The 18,369-nt window shown below is 72.5% G+C and carries 26 protein-coding genes; 16 read left to right on the plus strand and 10 right to left on the minus strand.

Features of this window, described 5'->3' with window-relative positions:
- Positions 1-10: 10 nt before the first annotated feature.
- A complete protein-coding gene (locus tag ACERZO_RS09535) occupies positions 11-415 on the plus strand; it encodes an OsmC family protein (protein WP_372664169.1) in 405 nt (134 codons plus the stop codon).
- On the opposite strand, the gene ACERZO_RS09540 is transcribed toward ACERZO_RS09535, so the two are convergent.
- The 3 genes from ACERZO_RS09540 to ACERZO_RS09550 all read right to left on the minus strand — a co-directional run bounded on the left by ACERZO_RS09540 (position 412) and on the right by ACERZO_RS09550 (position 3,564).
- On the minus strand, positions 412-753 hold the full coding sequence (locus tag ACERZO_RS09540) for a hypothetical protein (protein WP_086672538.1): 342 nt from the start codon (positions 751-753) through the stop codon (positions 412-414). The genes ACERZO_RS09535 and ACERZO_RS09540 overlap by 4 nt on opposite strands.
- Positions 754-811: 58 nt before the next feature.
- Positions 812-2,860, minus strand: coding sequence for an ATP-dependent DNA helicase (locus tag ACERZO_RS09545; protein WP_372664170.1), 2,049 nt, complete (start codon positions 2,858-2,860; stop codon positions 812-814).
- A 116-nt stretch (positions 2,861-2,976) separates the two neighbouring features.
- Complete coding sequence (locus tag ACERZO_RS09550; RefSeq protein ID WP_372664171.1) at positions 2,977-3,564, minus strand: biotin transporter BioY; 588 nt, start codon at positions 3,562-3,564, stop codon at positions 2,977-2,979.
- 213 nt (positions 3,565-3,777) lie between these two features.
- Here ACERZO_RS09550 and ACERZO_RS09555 point away from each other — a divergent pair, with 213 nt between their 5' ends.
- Positions 3,778-4,395, plus strand: a complete 618-nt coding sequence (locus ACERZO_RS09555) for a choice-of-anchor P family protein (RefSeq protein WP_372664598.1) — start codon at positions 3,778-3,780, stop codon at positions 4,393-4,395.
- Here ACERZO_RS09555 and ACERZO_RS09560 read toward each other — a convergent pair whose 3' ends face one another.
- From ACERZO_RS09560 to ACERZO_RS09570, 3 genes are read right to left on the minus strand one after another with little or no spacing between them, the layout of a single operon-like run.
- Positions 4,396-5,040, minus strand: coding sequence for a bifunctional 4-hydroxy-2-oxoglutarate aldolase/2-dehydro-3-deoxy-phosphogluconate aldolase (locus tag ACERZO_RS09560; protein ID WP_372664172.1), 645 nt, complete (start codon positions 5,038-5,040; stop codon positions 4,396-4,398).
- On the minus strand, positions 5,037-5,615 hold the full coding sequence (locus ACERZO_RS09565) for an isochorismatase family protein (RefSeq protein ID WP_372664173.1): 579 nt from the start codon (positions 5,613-5,615) through the stop codon (positions 5,037-5,039). Before ACERZO_RS09565 ends, ACERZO_RS09560 begins: the two co-directional genes overlap by 4 nt.
- 12 nt (positions 5,616-5,627) lie before the next feature.
- Complete coding sequence (locus ACERZO_RS09570) at positions 5,628-6,929, minus strand: nicotinate phosphoribosyltransferase (RefSeq protein WP_372664174.1); 1,302 nt, start codon at positions 6,927-6,929, stop codon at positions 5,628-5,630.
- A 74-nt stretch (positions 6,930-7,003) separates the two neighbouring features.
- On the opposite strand from ACERZO_RS09570, the gene clpS reads away from it, so the two are divergent.
- From clpS to ACERZO_RS09595, 5 genes are read left to right on the plus strand one after another with little or no spacing between them, the layout of a single operon-like run.
- Positions 7,004-7,303 (plus strand): ATP-dependent Clp protease adapter ClpS, encoded by a 300-nt coding sequence (gene clpS / locus ACERZO_RS09575; RefSeq protein ID WP_004560461.1) that lies wholly within the window; start codon positions 7,004-7,006, stop codon positions 7,301-7,303.
- Positions 7,300-7,857, plus strand: coding sequence for a DUF2017 domain-containing protein (locus ACERZO_RS09580; protein WP_372664175.1), 558 nt, complete (start codon positions 7,300-7,302; stop codon positions 7,855-7,857). Before clpS ends, ACERZO_RS09580 begins: the two co-directional genes overlap by 4 nt.
- Positions 7,854-8,813 carry a P1 family peptidase gene (locus ACERZO_RS09585; protein ID WP_372664176.1) on the plus strand — a complete coding sequence of 320 codons (960 nt, stop codon included), beginning with the start codon at positions 7,854-7,856 and terminating at the stop codon, positions 8,811-8,813. The genes ACERZO_RS09580 and ACERZO_RS09585 overlap by 4 nt, the downstream gene beginning before the upstream one ends.
- A gap of 31 nt (positions 8,814-8,844) precedes the next feature.
- Positions 8,845-9,090: an ATP-dependent Clp protease adaptor ClpS gene (locus ACERZO_RS09590; RefSeq protein ID WP_372664177.1), complete on the plus strand. Its 246-nt coding sequence runs from the start codon at positions 8,845-8,847 to the stop codon at positions 9,088-9,090.
- Positions 9,087-9,584: a DUF2017 family protein gene (locus ACERZO_RS09595; protein WP_372664178.1), complete on the plus strand. Its 498-nt coding sequence runs from the start codon at positions 9,087-9,089 to the stop codon at positions 9,582-9,584. Before ACERZO_RS09590 ends, ACERZO_RS09595 begins: the two co-directional genes overlap by 4 nt.
- A gap of 5 nt (positions 9,585-9,589) precedes the next feature.
- Here ACERZO_RS09595 and ACERZO_RS09600 read toward each other — a convergent pair whose 3' ends face one another.
- Entirely contained in the window at positions 9,590-9,967 is a 378-nt protein-coding gene (locus ACERZO_RS09600) for a hypothetical protein (RefSeq protein ID WP_372664179.1), read from the minus strand.
- A 71-nt stretch (positions 9,968-10,038) separates the two neighbouring features.
- Here ACERZO_RS09600 and ACERZO_RS09605 point away from each other — a divergent pair, with 71 nt between their 5' ends.
- From ACERZO_RS09605 to ACERZO_RS09615, 3 genes are all read left to right on the plus strand, one after another.
- On the plus strand, positions 10,039-10,446 hold the full coding sequence (locus ACERZO_RS09605; protein WP_043776741.1) for a Mov34/MPN/PAD-1 family protein: 408 nt from the start codon (positions 10,039-10,041) through the stop codon (positions 10,444-10,446).
- Between the two features lie 66 nt (positions 10,447-10,512).
- Positions 10,513-10,785: a MoaD/ThiS family protein gene (locus ACERZO_RS09610; RefSeq protein ID WP_372664180.1), complete on the plus strand. Its 273-nt coding sequence runs from the start codon at positions 10,513-10,515 to the stop codon at positions 10,783-10,785.
- Between the two features lie 3 nt (positions 10,786-10,788).
- On the plus strand, positions 10,789-11,739 hold the full coding sequence (locus tag ACERZO_RS09615; protein ID WP_086679770.1) for a PLP-dependent cysteine synthase family protein: 951 nt from the start codon (positions 10,789-10,791) through the stop codon (positions 11,737-11,739).
- A 1-nt stretch (position 11,740) separates the two neighbouring features.
- Here the strand turns inward: ACERZO_RS09615 and ACERZO_RS09620 are convergent, their stop codons facing one another.
- A complete protein-coding gene (locus tag ACERZO_RS09620; RefSeq protein WP_372664181.1) occupies positions 11,741-12,568 on the minus strand; it encodes an MBL fold metallo-hydrolase in 828 nt (275 codons plus the stop codon).
- A gap of 10 nt (positions 12,569-12,578) precedes the next feature.
- Here ACERZO_RS09620 and ACERZO_RS09625 point away from each other — a divergent pair, with 10 nt between their 5' ends.
- Positions 12,579-13,301 carry an aspartate/glutamate racemase family protein gene (locus ACERZO_RS09625; RefSeq protein ID WP_372664599.1) on the plus strand — a complete coding sequence of 241 codons (723 nt, stop codon included), beginning with the start codon at positions 12,579-12,581 and terminating at the stop codon, positions 13,299-13,301.
- On the opposite strand, the gene ACERZO_RS09630 is transcribed toward ACERZO_RS09625, so the two are convergent.
- Complete coding sequence (locus tag ACERZO_RS09630) at positions 13,291-14,139, minus strand: arylamine N-acetyltransferase family protein (RefSeq protein WP_372664182.1); 849 nt, start codon at positions 14,137-14,139, stop codon at positions 13,291-13,293. The two genes, ACERZO_RS09625 and ACERZO_RS09630, sit on opposite strands and share 11 nt — an antisense overlap.
- 92 nt (positions 14,140-14,231) lie before the next feature.
- Between ACERZO_RS09630 and ACERZO_RS09635 the strand changes: the two genes are divergently transcribed.
- The 5 genes from ACERZO_RS09635 to rdgB are packed head-to-tail and all read left to right on the plus strand — an operon-like array spanning position 14,232 to position 17,876.
- Positions 14,232-14,870, plus strand: a complete 639-nt coding sequence (locus ACERZO_RS09635; protein WP_372664183.1) for a rhomboid family intramembrane serine protease — start codon at positions 14,232-14,234, stop codon at positions 14,868-14,870.
- Positions 14,867-15,673, plus strand: coding sequence for a glutamate racemase (gene murI / locus ACERZO_RS09640; RefSeq protein WP_372664184.1), 807 nt, complete (start codon positions 14,867-14,869; stop codon positions 15,671-15,673). The genes ACERZO_RS09635 and murI overlap by 4 nt, the downstream gene beginning before the upstream one ends.
- Positions 15,674-15,702: 29 nt before the next feature.
- Entirely contained in the window at positions 15,703-16,470 is a 768-nt protein-coding gene (locus tag ACERZO_RS09645) for an MBL fold metallo-hydrolase (RefSeq protein ID WP_372664185.1), read from the plus strand.
- A 24-nt stretch (positions 16,471-16,494) separates the two neighbouring features.
- The gene (gene rph, locus ACERZO_RS09650) at positions 16,495-17,271 is read left to right on the plus strand and encodes a ribonuclease PH (protein ID WP_372664186.1); all 777 of its coding nucleotides are present in this window, start codon (positions 16,495-16,497) and stop codon (positions 17,269-17,271) included.
- The gene (gene rdgB, locus ACERZO_RS09655; RefSeq protein WP_372664187.1) at positions 17,268-17,876 is read left to right on the plus strand and encodes an RdgB/HAM1 family non-canonical purine NTP pyrophosphatase; all 609 of its coding nucleotides are present in this window, start codon (positions 17,268-17,270) and stop codon (positions 17,874-17,876) included. The genes rph and rdgB overlap by 4 nt, the downstream gene beginning before the upstream one ends.
- Positions 17,877-17,882: 6 nt before the next feature.
- Here the strand turns inward: rdgB and bcp are convergent, their stop codons facing one another.
- Positions 17,883-18,356, minus strand: coding sequence for a thioredoxin-dependent thiol peroxidase (bcp, locus tag ACERZO_RS09660; protein WP_372664188.1), 474 nt, complete (start codon positions 18,354-18,356; stop codon positions 17,883-17,885).
- Positions 18,357-18,369: the final 13 nt, after the last annotated feature.

Here is an 18,369-nt window from a genome sequence, read left to right on the forward strand (position 1 = left end):
TGGAGCGGGCATGGGACTCGAAGTACAGCGCGACGGGCAGCACTCCTTCGTCGGCCGCAACGACCGCGGCGCCGAGGTGCGGCTGGGCCGCACCGGCGCCGAAGGGGCGTTCTCGCCCGCGGAACTGCTGCAGATCGCGGCCGCGGGCTGCAGCGCCGTGACGGCCGAAGAGCTGATCACGCGGCGGGTCGGGGAAGACGCGAAGTTCCGCGTCACCGTCAGTGCCGATCGCCGTGAAGGGGCTTCGGAGCTGGACGCCGTGCACGTCGCGTTCGATGTCGACGTGTCGACTTTGGCCGCGGATCAGCGGGAAGCGCTGGCCGGCGCCGTGGACCGCGCGATCGAGCGGCTGTGCACGGTGAGCCGGACGCTCAAGAAGGGGATCCCGGTGACGGAGGAGTTCCCGACCGCCTAGTTCTCGCTGGATTCCCAGACGACGTAGGCCTGGTCGGCGTCGGTCGTCATGGCCTCGATGAACTTCTCGTTGTCGAACCCCGGCAGAGCCTGGAGGCGTTCGATCAGCGCGTCGGCCGCCGGGTCGCCGCTCGGGACCGCCGTGCCCTTGCCGTCGGTGCCCACCAGCATGAAGAAGACGTCTTCGTTCCAGGGGCCGTCGGGGATGACGCGGACCATCACCGACGACAGACCGGCCCACGTGACGGCCTCTTCGCTGCCGTCCGCGAGCCGTCGCCGCACGCCGGTGTCGTCGACACTGACGGTCCGGGACTGTGCGCTGGACGAATCCTGGGTCAACCGGTGCTCCCTTGCTGCGTCGGTGGGTTCACCGTACCGGGCGCGGCCGTGGACCGCGTCACGCGGGCGCGGCTGCGTCAAGCCGGCGCAACGCGTCCCGCGCCACCTTCGGGTCCATCGTCGGCCAGAACGGGGGCAGCGAAGCACGGAGGAATCCGCCGTAGCGGGCGTTCGCCAGCCGCGAATCCAGCACCGCGACCACCCCGCGGTCGGTGACCGAACGGTGCAGCCGCCCGGTGCCCTGCGCGAGCAGCAGCGCCGCGTGCGTGGCCGCGACCGTGAGGAACCCGTTGCCGCCGCGGGCTTCCACCGCGCGTTGCCGCGCCGAGGACACCGGGTCGTCCGGGCGCGGGAACGGGATCCGGTCGACGACCACTAGCTGCAGCGACGGCCCGGGCACGTCCACCCCCTGCCACAGGCTCAACGTGCCGAACAGGCACGTGCGGACGTCCTCGGAGAACTTCTGGACCAGCAGCGAAGTCGCGTCTTCGCCCTGGCAGAGGATGGGGAAGTCGAGCCGCTCGCGCATCTCCTCGGCCGCCTGCTTGGCCGCGCGCATCGAGGAGAACAGCCCGAGCGTGCGCCCGCCCGCGGCCTCGATCAGCTCGGCCAGTTCGTCCATTGTGGACGAGGCGAGGCCGTCGCGGCCCGGCGGCGGCAGGTGCTTGGCCAGGTAGAGGATGCCGTTGCGCTTGTGGTCGAACGGCGAGCCGACGTCCAGGCCGGTCCACTTCGGCCCGGAGGTGTCCGACGGCGCTTCCTTCTCGGTGGCCGCGCCGGGCGCCTGCTCGACGCGGGCCGCGCCCGGCGGGAGGCCCCACTGGCGCGCCATGGTGTCGAACGTGCCGCCCAGGGTCAGCGTCGCCGACGTCAGGATCGTCGTGTGCAGGTTGAAGACGCGCTCGCGCAGCAGGCCGGCGACGCCGAGCGGCGCCACCTTCAGCGCCGGCGGCCGCGGGTTCGACGCGTACTTGTCGCCCGACAGCCAGACGACGTCGCGCTGGTGCGCCTGGTCGTCGTCGAACGCTTCCAGGAGCCGGACCGCGGTGTCGTGCACCTCGTCGAGCAGCGAACGCGCCAGCTTGCGCGCGGTCGCCCCTTCGACGTCCTCCTTGCGGTCGGAGCCCAGCGCCGTGATGCACGCGTGCGCGGCGTCGCGGACCGCCGGAATCGCGCCTTTCAGCGGCCGGGGCAGCTCGTCCATCCGGCCCGCGGGCAGGTCGTCGACGATCAGCGCCAGCCCGTCACCCGCCTCCAGGAGGCCGTCGGCGACGTCGGCGTCGATCAGCTTGCCGCAGCGGCGAGCGGCCGACGCGCACATCGCGCTGGTCAGCTCGCCGGTGGCCACCGAGGTGACGCGGTCGACGAGGTCGTGCGCCTCGTCGATGATCACCACGTCGTGGTCCGGCAGGACCTGGTAGCCCTGCAGGGCGTCGATCGCCAGCAGCGCGTGGTTGGTGACGATGATGTCGGCGCGGCCGGCCTCGGCGCGGGCCTTCTCGGCGAAGCAGTCCGTGCCGATCGGACAGCGCGAAGCGCCGAGACATTCCTTCGCCGTCACCGACACCTGGCGCCACGCCTGGTCGGTGACGCCGGGGACGAGCTCGTCGCGGTCGCCGGTTTCGGTGTCCGACGCCCACTCCCGCAGCCGCGTGACCTCCTTGCCCAGCCGCGACACCGCGAACGGGTCGAAGAGCTGGGCGTCCTCCGGCTCGTCCGGCGCGCCGGAGTCCAGGCGGTGCAGGCACATGTAGTTGCGGCGGCCCTTGAGGATCGCGAAGGTCGGTTCGCGCCCGAGGGGCTTCTTCAGCGCCTTCGCCAGGCGCGGGAGGTCGCGGTCGACGAGCTGGCGCTGCAGCGCGATCGTCGCCGTCGAAACGACGACGGTGGCCTCTTTCTCGACGGCGTGGCGGATCGCGGGGACGAGGTAGGCCAAGGACTTGCCGGTGCCGGTGCCCGCCTGCACGGCGAGGTGCTCGCCGGTGCGGATGGCGCGGCCGACGGCCTGGGCCATCTCGACCTGCCCTGGGCGTTCGGCACCGCCCACGGACTCCACCGCGTGGGTCAGGAGTTCGAGGACGCCGGGGAAATCGGTTCGGGCGGGCACAGCGACACACATTAGCCGCCGGGGCCGCCAGGATCGGTGATCCGTCGCGAACGGGCCACTCGCGCCGTGTGCTTCGGACGTGAGAAGGGCCCCGCGGGGCCCTTCTCACGCGCGTGTCAGTCTTCGGTGCGGCCCTTGACGAGCTTCCAGGTCAGCGGCAGCAGGCCGGCGGCCACGACGATCTTGATCGCGTCCCCGATCAGGAACGGCGTCACGCCCTTGGCGAACGCCGTGGACAGGTCGAACCCGGTCGACGCCATCAGCCACGGCACGCCGAACGCGTAGATCACGAGGTTGCCGAGCACCATGGTGCCCGCGGTGCGCACCGGCGTCCGGTCGCCGCCGCGGCCGGCGAGCGCGCCCACGAGCGCGCCGGCGAAGACGAACCCGACGATGTAGCCGGCGCTCGCGCCGGACAGGCCCGAAGTCCCGTGCTGGAACCACGGCACACCGACCGCCCCGACGAGCAGGTACACCAGCATCGACGCGGCACCGCGCGACATGCCGAGCGAGGCGCCGACGAGCAGCGCGGCGAACGTCTGGCCGGTCATCGGCACCGGGCTGCCCGGCACCGGGATCGTCAGCTGCGCGGCGGCGCCGGTGAGCACGGCACCGCCGGCGACGAGCGCGATGTCCCGGACGAGGGAACCGGGCACGAGGTCGGCCAGCACGGGCCGCTTGGCGGCGAAGGACAGCGAAGACACGAAACCTCCCAGGGTGGGACACAGGCGACGATCGAGGTTAACGCTCGTTACCCCCGCCGCAGCCCCTTAAGTTGCGTTCCTCACCGGCCACTCGTCCGGGTGGACCCGATCAGGTGCGGTGGCCGGCCTGCCGATGACGAAATGGGTAACTACGAACTGTCACGACGCCGAGGAGGCTGGTGCATGCGAATCGCCAGGAAGAGGACATTCCGGTTGCTGGCGGTGACGACGCTGGCCACTCCGCTCCTGGTCGCGGCGGCGCCGGTCACGTCCACCGGATGGGCGTCTTCCGGCTCACTGGACGTGACGGTCGACAACGAGCACGTCGTCACCGGTGAGCTGGCGAAGTGCACCGTCGACGGCCCCTACAGCGCGCGGACGACAGGGGGTGCGACCGGCGACGTCGCGGTGTTCGGCATCGGCGAGAGCGGCTGCGGCCGCTCGGGCGCGGTGTCGGTCGCGCAGGCGTCGGGGCACCGGTTCGAGGCCACGCTGCTCCGGCGCTACGGCGGCCCGGTGCTCGCGGTGCGCACCTTTTCGGCGAAGTGCGCCACGAGCGAGACCGGCAGCGGCGGCGAGGTCTCGATCGGCGCGGTCGAGGGGATCACCGTGCCCGCGCAGATCCCGCCGAACCACCGGATCGTCATCCCGGGCGGCCCGGCGGGCACGGCGCTGGCGACGGTGATCCTCAACGAGACCGTGACGCCCCAGCCGCCCGACGGCAGCCTGGTGACGCACGCGGTGCACATCGAGCTGTTCCCGCAGGGCGGCCCGGCGAGCGGCGACATCTACCTGGGGACGGCCGCCTGCGACCCGTTCGGGAAGAAGTAGCTAGGCGGTCTTGAAGCGGGCCGCCGCCGCGACGAACTCGCCGGCCCGGGCCGCCAGGTCCGGGAGGCTTCCGCTCGGCGACAGCGCGTCGCCCAGCAACGGCGTCGCCGCGGCCACCGCGATCGCGCCCGCGCGCAGGTAGCCCTCGACGTCGGACAGGTGGACGCCGCCCGTCGGGACCAGCGGGACGTCCGGCAGCGGGGCGCGGACCGCGCGCAGGTAGGCGATCCCGCCCACTGCCGCCACCGGGAACACCTTCACCGCGGCCGCGCCGAGGCGCCACGCCTGGTCGATCTCGGTCGGCGTCAGCGCGCCGCAGACCACCGGGGTGTCCAGCTCGGCCGCGCGCTCGAGGACCGCCGGGTTGACCGTCGGCGTGATCAGGTACGCCGCGCCCGCGTCGACCGCGATGTCCACATCGGACGGTTCGCGGACGCTGCCCGCGCCGATCAGCGCGTCGTCGCCGAGCGCCAGGCGCAGCGCGGTGATGGCCGCGGGCGCGCCCGGCGTCGTCAGCGTCGCTTCGAGCAGGCGGACGCCCGCCGCGTGCAGCACCATCGCCGCGTCGGCGAACCGCGACGCGTCGGTCGCCCGCAGGATCGCGACGAGCCGGTGTTCGGCCAGCGGTGCCCGCAGGTCCTTCACCCGGCCGACCCGACGAACGCCGTGCCGGTGTGGGTGACCCCCGCCTCGTCGAAGTCCGCGATCGTCGCGTCCACCGTCGGCTGCGAGCCGCCGACCGTCAGGTCCAGCAGCACCCGCACCCCGAAGCCGGCCCGGGCCGCGTCCAGCGCCGTCGCGCGGACGCAGAAGTCCGTGGCGATGCCGACGACGTCGACGTCGGTGACGTCGTGCTCGCGCAGCCACGTCTCCAGGGACTTCCCGTCGCGGGCCGCGCCTTCGAACCCGGAGTAGGCCGCGCTGTACTCGCCCTTCGAGAACACCTCGCCGATCGGGACGACGTCGAGCGCGGGGTGGAACGACGCGCCCGGCGTGCCGGCGACGCAGTGCACCGGCCAGCTGTCCTTGAAGTCGGGCGTCTCGCTGAAGTGGTCGCCCGGGTCGATGTGGTTGTCCCGGGTGGCCACGACGTGGCTGTACCCGCCTTCGGCGGCTTGCTTCGAGATGGCGGCGGCCGCGGCGGCCCCGCCCGGCAGGCCGAGCGAACCCCCTTCGCAGAAGTCGTTCTGCACGTCCACCACGATCAGCGCGGTTCCCATGTCGAACTCCGTTCAGAGAAACAGCGTCGGGATTGCGGGCTCGCCGTGCGAAAGCTTGAGGCCCTCCCACGGCAGGCTGACCAGGCCGCGGCGCAGCCGCTGCCTCGCGTCGTCGAGCGTAGGCAGGTCCGCCTCCGCGCGGCCGCCGCGGATCAGGGGAATCTGCAGCGGCCGGTCGTTCTCCTGCGCCTCGGGCGCGGCGCCGGCGGTCGTCCAGACGACCTCTTCGACCGCGGTGCCGGTGCCGCGGTGGCGCCGCAGCGCGGACTTGCGCCCGCCGCGGGACTCCTTGTGCGCACTGCGCTTGGCGACCGGCTTGCCGTCCACCTCGACCAGCTTGTAGACCATCCCGGCGGTCGGCGCGCCGGACCCGGTGACCACCGACGTCCCGACGCCGTACGCGTCCACGGGCTCCGCGCGCAGCGCCGCGATGGCGTGCTCGTCGAGGTCGCCCGACACGACGATCCGGGTGTCCTTCGCCCCGAGCGAGTCCAGCTGCTCGCGGGCGCGGCGGGCGAGCGGGCCGACGTCACCCGAGTCGATCCGGATCGCGCCGAGCTCCGGCCCGGCGACGCGGACCGCGGTCTCGATGCCGGCGGTGATGTCGTAGGTGTCGACCAGCAGCGTCGTGTCCGCGCCCATCTTCTCGACCTGCGCGCGGAACGCGGCCTCTTCGCTGTCGTGCAGCAGCATGAAGGCGTGCGCGACGGTGCCGCGGGTCGGGATGCCGTAGCGGCGGCCGGCTTCGAGGTTCGAAGTGGTCGCGAAGCCGGCCAGGTAGGCGGCGCGCGCGGCCGCGACGGCGGCGTACTCGTGCGTGCGGCGGCCGCCCATCTCGATGATCGGGCGGCCGTGCGCGGCGCCGGACATCCGGGCCGCGGCGGACGCGATCGCGCTGTCGTGGTTGAGGATCGACAGGACCAGCGTCTCCAGCAGCACGCACTCGGCGAACGAGCCGCTGACGGTCAGCAGCGGGGAGCCCGGGAAGTACAGCTCGCCCTCGGCGTAGCCGTCGACGTCACCCGAGAACTCGTAGTCCGCGAGCCAGGACAGCGTCGCGTCGTCGACCACCGCGGTGGCCTCCAGCTGCGCCAGCTCGGCGTCGGTGAAGCGGAAGTCCGCGATCGCGTCGAGGACGCGGGCGGTCCCCGCGACCACGCCGTAGCGGCGCCCGTCCGGGAGCCGCCGGGCGAACACCTCGAACACGCAGGGCCGCGCGTGCGTCCCGTCGGCGAGCGCGCTGCCCAGCATGGTCAGCTCGTAGTGGTCGGTGAGCAGCGCAGTGCTGGCCGTCGCCGGCTCCGGTGAACCCATGGGGTAAGCCTATTCACCCACATGGCCGGACCTGGCGCGGCGTACCCCGTGCGCCCCGTGACACCATGGGGTGCATGTCCACGCCTGTCGCATCCGAACAGACGCAGGTCGAACCGGCCGGTGCGGAAGTCGCCGAGTCGGACACCCCCTGGCGGACCGTGGTCTGGAACGACCCGGTGAACCTCATGTCGTACGTGACGTACGTCTTCCAGAAGCTGTTCGGCTACAGCCGCGACCACGCCACCAAGCTGATGCTGGACGTGCACCACAAGGGCAAGGCGATCGTGTCGTCCGGCAGCAAGGAAAAGGTGGAGACGGACGTGGCGAAGCTCCACGCGGCGGGCCTGTGGGCGACCATGGAGCAGCCCTCGTGAACGGGTGGCGGCGCAAGGGCGCGGTGATCCACGCGGGCTTCGAGCAGCAGGAGGCGGCGGTGCTGCGCGGGCTGGTCAGCCAGCTCGAGGACATGCTGACCGCGCGCGCCGAGGAGGCGCCGCAGGACGAGCTCGCCGAGCTGACCGGCATCCGGACCGGCCCCACCGAGTCCCCGGACGACCCGGTGCTGTCGCGGCTGCTCCCGGACTTCCACAAGCTCGACCCGGACAACCCGTCGCGCGAGGACATCGACTCGGCCGCGGCGATGCGCTCGCTGCACGAGCCGGAACTGCTGGACGTCAAGGTCGGCGTCGCGAAGATCGTGCTCGACACGCTGCCGCGCGACGGCGGCCACGTCCGGCTGACCGAGGAGCAGGCCGACGCGTGGCTGGGCGCGCTCAACGACGTCCGGCTGGCGCTCGGCACCGCGCTCGACGTCACCGAGGACATGCCCGACGAGCTGCCCGAGGACGACCCGCGGGCGCCGCACCTGGGCGTCTACCACTGGCTGACCTGGGTGCAGGAGACGCTGATCCAGGCGCTGACCGGATGATCACCGACGTGCCGGGGGTCCTCGTCGGGCACCACGAGCGGGTCGGCGACGGCTGGGCGACCGGGACGACGGTGGTCCTGGTCCCGGACGGCGCGGTCGGCGCCGTCGACCAGCGCGGCGGCGCGCCGGGCACGCGGGAGACCAACCTGCTGGAGCCGGAGAACCTGGTCCAGCGGGTCAACGCGGTGTGCCTGTCGGGCGGTTCCGCCTACGGCCTCGCGGCGGCGGACGGCGTGATGAAGTGGCTCGCGGAGCGCAACCTGGGCTTCCCGGTCGGCGCGAAGCCGCACGAGGTCGTGCCGATCGTGCCCGCGGCCGTGCTGTTCGACCTGCCGCGCAGCGAGTGGGGCAACCGGCCCGACGCGTCCTTCGGGTACGCGGCCTGCGACGCGGCCTCTTCGGGCCCGGTCGCGCAGGGGACGGTCGGCGCGGGCGCGGGCGCGGCCGTGGGGTCGCTGAAGGGCGGGATCGGTTCCGCGAGCGAGGTCGTGGGCGAGTTCACGGTCGGGGCGATCGCGGCGCTCAACGCGGCCGGGCAGGCCGTCGACCCCGCGACCGGCCGGGCGTACGCGGCCGACCACGGCGACTTCGGCGTGACCTGGCCTTCGCGGGCGGTGGACCTGCCCTCGATGAAGTCGGACCTCAACACGACGATCGGCGTCGTCGCGGTGGACGCGGCGTTGTCCAAGGCCGAGGCGCGGCGGCTGGCGGTCGCGGCGCAGGACGGGCTCGCCCGCGCGGTGCGCCCGGCGCACACGATGTTCGACGGCGACACGGTGTTCGCGCTGGCCACGGGCGCGCGCGAGCTGCCGGAACCTCGCCCGCCTGCCCTCGACGCGCTGTGTTCGGCGGCGGCGCGGGTGTTCGCGCGGGCGATGGTCCACGGGCTGCTCGCGGCGACTACGGCCGGCGGGGTGCCCGCGTACCGGGACGTCTGGCCGGAGGCGTTCGCGTAACGCCCGCCCGCCGCGCTCGGATCATCTCCGAGTGCGGAGCGAGGAAAAGTGGGTCGTCCGGATCCACGACGACGACGTGAACTCCTTCCCCGGCGTGACCCTGGCGCTCGAAGAGCTCCTCGGCTGGCCGGTCGACGCCTGCTGGGCGACCGCCGCGCGGATCCACACGACCGGCTCCGCCGAGCTCGAACCCCCGGTGACGGCCCCGGAGGCGGAAAACACCGTCGCGGCACTGCAGATCCGCGGCCTGCGCGCGACGCTGAGGCGCGTCGGATGACCGACTTCGCGCACGTCACCGGGCTCGCCGGCCGGGTCCGGCTGGTGCTCGCGCCGAACACGGCCACGGTGCTGCACCACACGCTGACCGGCGTCGCCGCGCGGCTGGCTGGCTCGGGCCGGCGGGCCGGGGTGCCCGACGGCAGGCTGTTCCCCGACGCCTACGGCTCCCGCGCGCTCAGCGCGGGCTTCCGGGACCGGCACGGCGCCGCGATGCGCGCGGAGGTGGCCGCGGTGTTCACCCGGGTGCTCGCGGCGTGGGACGGCGGGACCGAGCTCGACCTCGACCTCGCGGGCGCCCGCGACCTGCGGCTCGCGCTGGCCCACGCCCAGACGGTCAGCCTGCGGCTGCCGCGGTGGAAGACGACGGGCACCGGGCCGTTCTCCGCGCGGTGGGGCGAAGAGCGGACAGTCGTCTGGCTGCAGGACCTGGAAAGCCACGTCGCGACGGCCGCGCTGGCCCGGGACGACGTGCCGGTCTTCCTGGAGCTGTGACCGGTTCAGAGATCCGGGAGCGGGTCCGGCGGCAGGTCGTGGGCGCCTTCGAGGTTCGCCGCGCGGACGGCGCTCACGTACTCCTCGTCGATCTCGAGGTGCAGCCGGGCGAAGGACAGCACCGGGCCCAGCGACGGGTGGACCTCGACCGGCCCGATCTCGGTGCGCCGGGAGACCCGGTCGTAGACCGCCTTCGGCGTGTAGCGGCGGAACCGGCCGCCGTAGAGCACGGTGATGGCGCGGTCGGTGACCACGATGAAGAACGCGGCCCGGGTGCGGACGCCGTCGACGTAGAGTGAGGTGCCGGGGATGAGGTACTGGATCACTTCGCCGTCTTCGAGGAACTCGCGGCAGCGTTCGCGGGCGTGCGCGGGCATCGGCATGCCTTGATTGTCCTGGTGAGCGCAATATCTCATCATCTGGACAGCTTGTGTCCACCACCTAAGATGGCGGTGTGCTCCGGATCCGCCGTGAACTCGTCGACGAGATCGTCGCCCATGCCCGTCGTGACCACCCCGACGAGGCCTGCGGCGTGATCGCCGGGCCCGAAGGGTCCGACTCGCCCGAGCGGTTCATCCCCATGCTGAACGCCGCCCGGTCGCCGACGTTCTACGAGTTCGACTCCGGCGACCTGCTGAAGCTCTACCGCGAGATGGCCGCCAACGACGAGGTGCCCGTGGTGATCTACCACTCGCACACCGCGACCGAGGCCTACCCGTCGCGGACCGACGCGAACATCGCGGCCGAGCCGGACGCGCACTACGTGCTCGTCTCCACCCGCGACCCCGAAGTGCACGAGTTCCGGTCGTACCGGATCGTGGACGCCGAGATCACCGAGGAGCCGGTCGAGATCGTCGACTGAGTCCCGTCGGAACAAACCGCGCGCCGAAGGCGTCTGCGTCTAGGAAACCACCGGAGGTAAGAACCCATGGCCGTGACCGTCTCCATCCCGACGATCCTGCGCACCCACACCGGCGGCGAGAAGTCCGTCGAGGCGAAGGGCTCGACCGTCCTCGAGGTCATCGACGACGTCGAATCCCGGCACGCCGGCATCAAGGGCCGCCTGGTGAAGGAGGAGAAGCTGCACCGCTTCATCAACGTCTACGTCAACGACGAGGACGTGCGCTTCGCCGGCGGGCTCGAGGCCGAGGTCAAGGACGGCGACACCCTGACCATCCTCCCCGCCGTGGCCGGTGGCTGATCGATGGCTCGCTTCGAGTCGCTGCTCGACGCGCTCGGCGGCACCCCGCTGGTCGGGCTGCCCCGGCTGTCCCCGACGCACGACGTGCGCCTGTGGGCGAAGCTGGAGGACCGCAACCCGACCGGCTCGATCAAGGACCGCCCCGCGCTGGCCATGATCGAAGCCGCCGAGCGCGAAGGCAAGCTCCGGCGCGGCTCCACGATTCTGGAGCCGACGTCGGGCAACACCGGCATCTCGCTGGCCATGGCCGCCAAGCTCAAGGGCTACGGGCTGGTCTGCGTGATGCCGGAGAACACCTCGACCGAGCGCAAGCAGCTGCTGCAGGCCTACGGCGCGCGGATCGTGTTCTCGCCGGCCGCGGGCGGCTCGAACGAGGCCGTCCGGCGGGCGAAGGAGCTGGCGGAGGCGAACCCCGAGTGGGTGATGCTCTACCAGTACGGCAACCCGGCCAACGCCGACGCGCACTACCGCGGCACCGGGCCTGAGCTGCTGAAGGACCTCCCGACGTTGACGCACTTCGTCGGCGGCCTCGGCACGACCGGCACGCTGGTCGGCGTCGGGCGCTACCTGCACGAGGCGAAGCCGGACGTCCAGGTCATCGCGGCCGAGCCCCGCTACGGCGAGCTGGTGTACGGCCTGCGCAACCTCGACGAGGGGTTCGTCCCGGAGCTGTACGACGCTTCGGTGCTCAACGGCCGGTACTCCGTGGGCGCGTACGACGCTTTGCGGCGCACTCGCGAGCTGCTGGAGCACGAAGGCATCTTCGCGGGCATCTCGACGGGCGCGGTGCTGCACGCGGCGCTGGCGGTGGCCGAGAAGGCCGCGGCCCGCGGTGAGGCGGCGGACGTGGCCTTCGTCGTCGCGGACGCGGGGTGGAAGTACCTCTCGACCGGGGCTTACGCGGGGTCGCTCGACGAGGCCGCCGAACGGCTCGACGGGCAGCTCTGGGCCTGAGTCACTCGGCCTTCCACAGCTCGGGCAGGGCGAGGTCGACGCCGTCGGCCTCGGCCAGCCGCTCGAAGGTCGCCATCGTCGCCCCCAGGTCGTCGAACAGCTTCGGCAGCAGCTTCAGCGGCTTGGACAGCGGGCGCCAGAAGGCGTCCCAGTGGATCGGGCGGACCTTGCGCGGTCCGAGCGCGCCGACCGTCTCGCGCCAGTACTGCTCCCGCCACCCCTCAGGCTGCTTCCCCGCCGCGCCGATGCCCAGGTAGACGACGTCCGCGGAGTAGCCGGCGAGCGCACCGGGCACGAAGTTCGCCGACGCGTGGACCTGGACGCTGCCCGCCGCGTGCGCGACGTGGAACGAGTAGCAGCGGCCGGTCTTGAACGCTTTCGCCTTGGCCGGCACCCGGACCGGCTCGGTGATCTCGCCGGGCACCCGGTCACCGTGGCTGTGCACGGCGTCGACCGGCGTCACGGTGAAGGCGCCGAACTCGACGGGCTTGCCCGGCACCAGCTCTTCGAAGGGCTCGGCGGCCAGGCCGTAGCCCTCCTGCACCTTCCGGGTCGAGGGCGAGCCGGCCAGCGTGGCGCCGGTCAGCTCGGCCACGACCGGCGCGTCGAGGACGTGGTCGACGTGGGAGTGCGCGACCAGGACGGCGTCCAGCTGCGTAACCCCGAGGCGCCGGAGGGCGTCGTCGATGCGGCCGCGGTCGGGCGCCACCCGCGTCGCCATCTTCACCAGTGACGGCCGCGAGAAGAAGCCGTCGACCAGGACGGCCGACGTGCCGTCGGTGACCAGGACGTTCGACACCCCGGCGAAGGCCGTGCGCAGTTCGGGCATGCTGACCATCATGAAGGTCATCGGGCTGCTGGGCGGGATGAGCTGGGAATCGTCGATCGAGTACTACCGGCTCGTCAACGAACGGGTGAAGACCGCGCTCGGCGGCTTCCACTCCGCGCACACCGTGCTCTACTCCGTCGACTTCGCCGCCATCGAGCGGATGCAGGCGGAGGGACGCTGGGACGACGCCGGTGCCGAGCTGAACCGGGCCGCTCGCGCGCTGGAGGCCGCCGGGGCGGACTTCGTCGTCCTCTGCACCAACACCATGCACCTGGTCGCCGACCGGCTCACCGACGGCCTCGGCATCCCGCTGCTGCACCTCGGCGACGCCACCGCCGCGGCCATCCGGGCCGCCGGGATCCGGCGCGTCGGGCTGCTCGGCACCGGGTTCACCATGGGGCAGCCCTTCTACCGCGACCGGCTCGCCGCGCACGGCCTCGACGTCCTCGTGCCCGCCGAGGACGACCGCGACCTCGTCCACCGCGTCATCTACGACGAACTCGTGCTCGGCGTGGTGAAGCCGGAGTCGCGCGAGGCCTACCGCGGCGTGATCGCGCGGCTCGTCGAGGCGGGTGCCGAGGGCGTGATCTACGGCTGCACCGAGATCGAGTTGCTCGTCGGCCCGGCCGACTCGCCCGTGCCGACGTTCCCGACCACCCACCTGCACGCCGACGCCGCCGTCGGCTTCGCGCTGGGCCGGACGCCGCTGCCGCCGTCCCCGGTCACACGCTGACCACCGGCCCTCCCGTGTGGGCTTCGTGCTGCGCCACGACTTGCCGCCAGAGCCGCTCGCGCTCCGCGTCGGTGAACAGGTCCGGGGTGACGCCGAAGACGTCCGCCGCGGCCGCCCACCAGTCCTCGGGGGACTCGACGAGCTCCTTGGCGCCGTGGCGGTTCAGGGTCCGCGCCCGCAGGGTGTCGACGCCCGCCGCGTCCCGGCGCTGCAGCACGCAGACCCGGACGAACCCGGACTCCGGCGCGGTCGAGAGCCACGCGTGCTTTTCCGCGAAGTCGGCCATCTCCGCCGCGCCCGGCGCGAAGTCGAAGCCGGCGAAGCTGCCCGACGGGTCGTGGTCGAACCGCCAGCCGCCCGGCGCCGCCTCCGAAGGCCGCAGCCGGTAGGTGTGCGGGCCTTGGGTGTACGTGCCTTCCCGTAGGGGGAGCGGCTCGTGGATGCCGTCACCCAGCCCCGCGTCCACCAGCCACGTCGTGCCCGGGTCGTCCGGCAGGCCGGAGACGGTCAGCGCCAGGTGGTTGCGGTCGACGTTCGGCGCGTCGCCCGGGCCGCCCTGCACCCCGCCGAGGTGGCGCGTGACCTGGTAACCGAGCTCGCGCAGCAACGCCGAGAAAGCGCCGTTCAGGTGGTAGCAGTACCCGCCGCGACCACGCAGGATCCGTGCCAGCGACGCCGACGGCTCCAGCGGCGTCGGCCGCCCGAGCTGGATCTCCAGTGCCTCGTAAGGCACGCGCTCGACCTGCGCCGCGTGCAGCCGCCGCAGCGCGCCCACACTCGGCGGCTCCGCCTCCAGGCCGAGCCGGTCCAGGTACCCGTTCACGTCGAAGTTCCCCATGCCGCAGACGCTAACGGTAGGGACCGACAAAAAGCTCGGATCAGGGATTTCACCCGAGGTGGACCCGCTCGGACCGACGTACCGTCGATCACGTGAGCACTTTGAACCCCGCCCCGGAAACCGACGCCGCCAAGCGCGTGCTGCCGCCGAAGCCCAAGGCGGCCGCGCTCGTCGCGCTCTCGTTCACCCTGCTCCTCTACCTGGTCGAGCTGGCCGATGTGATCATCCCCGGCGACCTGGACCAAGGCGGCATCCACTCGCGGGCGCTGTCCGGCCTCGACGGCGTGCTCTTCGCGCCGCTGCTGCACGCCGGCTGGTCGCACCTGTTCGCGAACACCGTGCCGGTGCTCCTGTTCTCCTTCCTCGCCATGGCCGCCGGGATCGGCCGGTTCGCCCTGGTCACAGCCATCATCTGGGTGGTGTCCGGGCTCGGCGTGTGGCTGATCGGGCCGGCGAACGCGGTCACCGTCGGCGCGTCCGGGCTGGCCTTCGGCTGGCTCGCCTACCTGCTGGTGCGCGGCATCTTCAACCGCGCGGCCGGGCAGATCCTGGTCGCCGTCGTCCTGCTCGGCGTGTGGAGCGGCATGCTCGCCGGCCTGCTGCCGGGCAACCCCGGCGTTTCCTGGCAGGGGCACGTCTTCGGCGCGCTGGCCGGCGTCCTCGCGGCGTGGCTGACGAGCCGCCGGTCGCGCAAGGACGTCCCGGCGGCGGCGGGTAACCTCGAAGGGTGACCTCTTCGCCCGCTGATGCCCCGATCGGCGTGTTCGATTCCGGTGTCGGCGGGCTGACGGTGGCGAGGGCGCTCCTCGAGCAGCTACCCGCCGAGCAGCTCCGGTACGTCGGTGACACGGCGCGCAACCCGTACGGGCCGCTCCCCATCGCCACCGCGCGCAGCTACGCGCTCGAGGCGCTCGACGAGATCGTCGAGAGCGGCGTGAAGGCGCTGGTCATCGCGTGCAACACGGCGTCGGCGGCCTGCCTGCGCGACGCTCGCGAGCGCTACGACGTGCCGGTGATCGAGGTGGTCCTCCCGGCCGCGCGCCGCGCCGTCGTGGCGACGCACACCGGCCGGGTCGGCGTGATCGGCACCGAAGGCACGGTGCGGTCGCGCGCCTACGAGGACGCGTTCGCCGCCGCTCCGGACGTCACGCTCACCAGCGTCGCCTGCCCGCGCTTCGTCGACTTCGTCGAGCGCGGCATCACCTCCGGCCGCCAGGTGCTCGGGCTCGCGCAGGGCTACCTCCAGCCGCTGCTCGACGCCCAGGTCGACACGCTCGTGCTCGGCTGCACGCACTACCCGCTCCTGCAGGGCGTGCTGCAGATCGTGATGGGCCAGGAGGTCACCCTCGTGTCGAGCGCGGACGAGACGGCCAAGGACGTCGTCCGCGTGCTCACCGAGCGGGACCTGCTGACGACCCGGGAGACCCCGCCGCGGCACGAGTTCCTGGCCACCGGCTCGGCGGAGCCGTTCACCCGGCTCGCCGCGCGGTTCATGGGGTTCGCCCCGGGTGTCCTCGCTCCCACCACCGCATGATCAGGCCTGAAGGCGCTTAGGGTGTCGACGTGCGACTGACCATCCTCGGGTGCTCCGGCAGCATCCCCGGGCCGAACACCGCGGCGTCCGGCTATCTGGTCGAGGCCGAGGGCTTCCTGCTCGGCCTCGAACTCGGCAACGGCACGCTCGCGCAGCTGCAGGCCGTGGCCGACCCGTTCGACCTCGACGCCCTGGTGCTCACGCACCTGCACCCCGACCACTGCGCCGACGTCAGCGCACTCACCGTCCTGCGGCGCTACCACCCGGCGCCGCCGTACCCGGCGCGCCCGCGCCTGCTGCCGCTGTACGCGCCGCCAGACGCGCCGGTCCGGCTGGCGAACGCGTACGCGCCCAACGAGACCGAGCGGGCGGTCACGGACCTCTCCGACGTCTACGCCTTCCACCCGCTGCGGCCGGAGCCGTTCCGGATCGGGCCGTTCGAGGTCGTCGCGGTCGAGGTCGACCACCCGACCCCGGCCTACGGCCTGCGGATCTCCTACGGCGGCCGGATCCTGGCGTTCACCGGCGACACCGGGCCGTGCCGGGCGCTGAACGAGCTCGCCGACGGCGTCGACCTGCTGCTCGCCGAAGCGTCCTGGACGGATTCGGCGGAGCGGCCCGCCGGGGTGCACCTGTCGGGCAAGCAGGCCGGCGAGCTGGCGCGCGACGCCGCGGTCGGGCGGCTGCTGCTGACGCACATCGCGCCGTGGACGGACGCCGGCGCGGTCCTGGCCGAGGCCTCGGCGGAGTTCCCCGGCGCCGAGGTCGTCAAGCAGGGTGCCGTATACGACGTCTGAGCGGCCGGTCCTAGAGTGCTCTCCGTGGCTCGCAAAGATGGCAGGAACGACGACCAGCTCCGGGACATCAAGATCACCCGGGGGTTCCAGCAGTGGCCGGCGGGGTCGGTCCTGATCGAATTCGGCAACACGCGCGTGCTGTGCGCGGCGAGCGTCACCGAAGGCGTGCCGCGCTGGCGGGCCGGCTCCGGCCTCGGCTGGGTGACGGCGGAGTACGCGATGCTGCCGTCGGCGACCAACACGCGCGGCGACCGCGAGTCGGTCAAGGGCCGCATCGGCGGGCGCACGCACGAGATCTCGCGGCTGATCGGCCGGTCGCTGCGGGCCTGCATCGACCTGGCGGCGCTGGGCGAGAACACGATCGTCATCGACTGCGACGTCATCCAGGCGGACGGCGGCACCCGCACGGCCGCGGTGACCGGCGGCTACGTGGCGCTGGCGGACGCGATCACGTGGCTGGGCGCGGCGAACCGGCTCAACGACCCGCAGCCGCTGTCGTCCTCGGTGGCGGCGGTGAGCGTCGGCGTGGTCGACGGCCGGGTCCGGCTCGACCTGCCGTACGAAGAGGACTCGCGCGCCGAGGTCGACATGAACGTGGTGGCGACGGACGCGGGCACGCTGATCGAGGTCCAGGGCACCGGCGAGGGCGCGACGTTCGCGCGGTCCACTTTGGACACGATGCTGGACGTGGCGCTCGCGGGTTGCGCTGAGCTGACCCGGCTGCAGAACGAGGCGCTGGCGCTGCCCTACCCGGGTGAGCTGCCGGAGCCGCGTCCGGACAAGAAGAGGGGCTCGAAGTGACGAAGCTGCTCCTGGCGACGCGCAACGAGAAGAAGCTCGGCGAGCTGCGGCGGATCCTTGCCGCGGAAGGGATCTCCGGTCTGGAGGTCATCGGGCTCGCGGACGTCCCGCCGTTCCCCGAGGCACCCGAGACGGCACCGGATTTCGAGGGCAACGCGGTGGCGAAGGCCCGCGACGCGGTGGCGGCGTGTGGGTTGCCGGCGATCGCCGACGACTCGGGCATCGCGGTCGACGCGTTGAACGGCATGCCGGGCGTGTTGTCGGCACGGTGGTCGGGTGGGCACGGCGACGACGACGCGAATTTGGACCTGGTGCTGGGGCAGCTGCGGGACGTACCGGACGAGCGTCGTGGGGCGCAGTTCGTGTGCGCGGCGGCTTTGGTGCTGGTGTCGGGTGAGGAGACGGTGGTCCGCGGCGAGTGGCGCGGGTCGCTGGTTCGTGCGCGGCGGGGTGTGAACGGGTTCGGGTACGACCCGATTTTCGTGCCTGATGGGGAGTCGCGGACGTCGGCGGAGATGGAGCCGGCTGAGAAGGACGCGGTTTCCCACCGGGGCAGGGCGTTGCGGGCCCTGCTCCCGGCGTTGCGGGAACTCGCGGAGGGCTGACCGCGGTCAGGAAGCCAGGCCGAGGTCCCGGATCAGCTTCGCCACGTGGCCGGTCGCGCGGACGTTGTAGAACGCGTTCGCGATCTTGCCCTCAGGATCGACGACGAACGTCGAACGGATCACGCCCAGATACGTCTTGCCGTAGTTCTTCTTCTCGCCGTACGCGCCCCAGGCTTCGATCACCGATTTCTCCGGGTCGCCCAGGAGCGGGAACGTCAGGCTCTCGTTCGCCGCGAACTTCGCCAGCTTCGCCTGTGTGTCCGGGGAAATGCCGATGACCTGGTAGCCCGCGTCGTTCAGGTCGGCGAGGTTGTCGCGGAAGTCGCACGCCTGCTTGGTGCAGCCCGGGGTGCTCGCCGCCGGGTAGAAGTACACCACCACGGACTTGCCGCGGAAGTCGCGCAGCGAAACGCTCTTGCCCTCGCTGTCGGGCAGGGTGAAGTCCGGGGCTTCGTCGCCGGGGGAAAGTCGCTCGGTCATGCGCCGAGCGTAG

Origin of the sequence: Amycolatopsis kentuckyensis, from assembly GCF_041679295.1 — a bacterium.
Taxonomy (GTDB): domain Bacteria; phylum Actinomycetota; class Actinomycetes; order Mycobacteriales; family Pseudonocardiaceae; genus Amycolatopsis; species Amycolatopsis kentuckyensis_A.

What these genes read in the sequence shown, in the direction of transcription:
- ACERZO_RS09535 (WP_372664169.1), top strand. Translation starts at nt 11, where the DNA reads ATGGGACTCGAAGTACAGCGCGACGGGCAGCACTCCTTCGTCGGCCGC.
- bcp (WP_372664188.1), bottom strand. Translation starts at nt 18,356, where the DNA reads ATGACCGAGCGACTTTCCCCCGGCGACGAAGCCCCGGACTTCACCCTG.
- ACERZO_RS09570 (WP_372664174.1), bottom strand. Translation starts at nt 6,929, where the DNA reads ATGGGTTCACCGGAGCCGGCGACGGCCAGCACTGCGCTGCTCACCGAC.
- ACERZO_RS09620 (WP_372664181.1), bottom strand. Translation starts at nt 12,568, where the DNA reads ATGCCCGAACTGCGCACGGCCTTCGCCGGGGTGTCGAACGTCCTGGTC.
- ACERZO_RS09615 (WP_086679770.1), top strand. Translation starts at nt 10,789, where the DNA reads ATGGCTCGCTTCGAGTCGCTGCTCGACGCGCTCGGCGGCACCCCGCTG.
- ACERZO_RS09630 (WP_372664182.1), bottom strand. Translation starts at nt 14,139, where the DNA reads ATGGGGAACTTCGACGTGAACGGGTACCTGGACCGGCTCGGCCTGGAG.
- ACERZO_RS09585 (WP_372664176.1), top strand. Translation starts at nt 7,854, where the DNA reads ATGATCACCGACGTGCCGGGGGTCCTCGTCGGGCACCACGAGCGGGTC.
- ACERZO_RS09565 (WP_372664173.1), bottom strand. Translation starts at nt 5,615, where the DNA reads ATGGGAACCGCGCTGATCGTGGTGGACGTGCAGAACGACTTCTGCGAA.
- ACERZO_RS09610 (WP_372664180.1), top strand. Translation starts at nt 10,513, where the DNA reads ATGGCCGTGACCGTCTCCATCCCGACGATCCTGCGCACCCACACCGGC.
- ACERZO_RS09600 (WP_372664179.1), bottom strand. Translation starts at nt 9,967, where the DNA reads ATGCCGATGCCCGCGCACGCCCGCGAACGCTGCCGCGAGTTCCTCGAA.
- ACERZO_RS09595 (WP_372664178.1), top strand. Translation starts at nt 9,087, where the DNA reads ATGACCGACTTCGCGCACGTCACCGGGCTCGCCGGCCGGGTCCGGCTG.
- clpS (WP_004560461.1), top strand. Translation starts at nt 7,004, where the DNA reads ATGTCCACGCCTGTCGCATCCGAACAGACGCAGGTCGAACCGGCCGGT.
- ACERZO_RS09625 (WP_372664599.1), top strand. Translation starts at nt 12,579, where the DNA reads ATGAAGGTCATCGGGCTGCTGGGCGGGATGAGCTGGGAATCGTCGATC.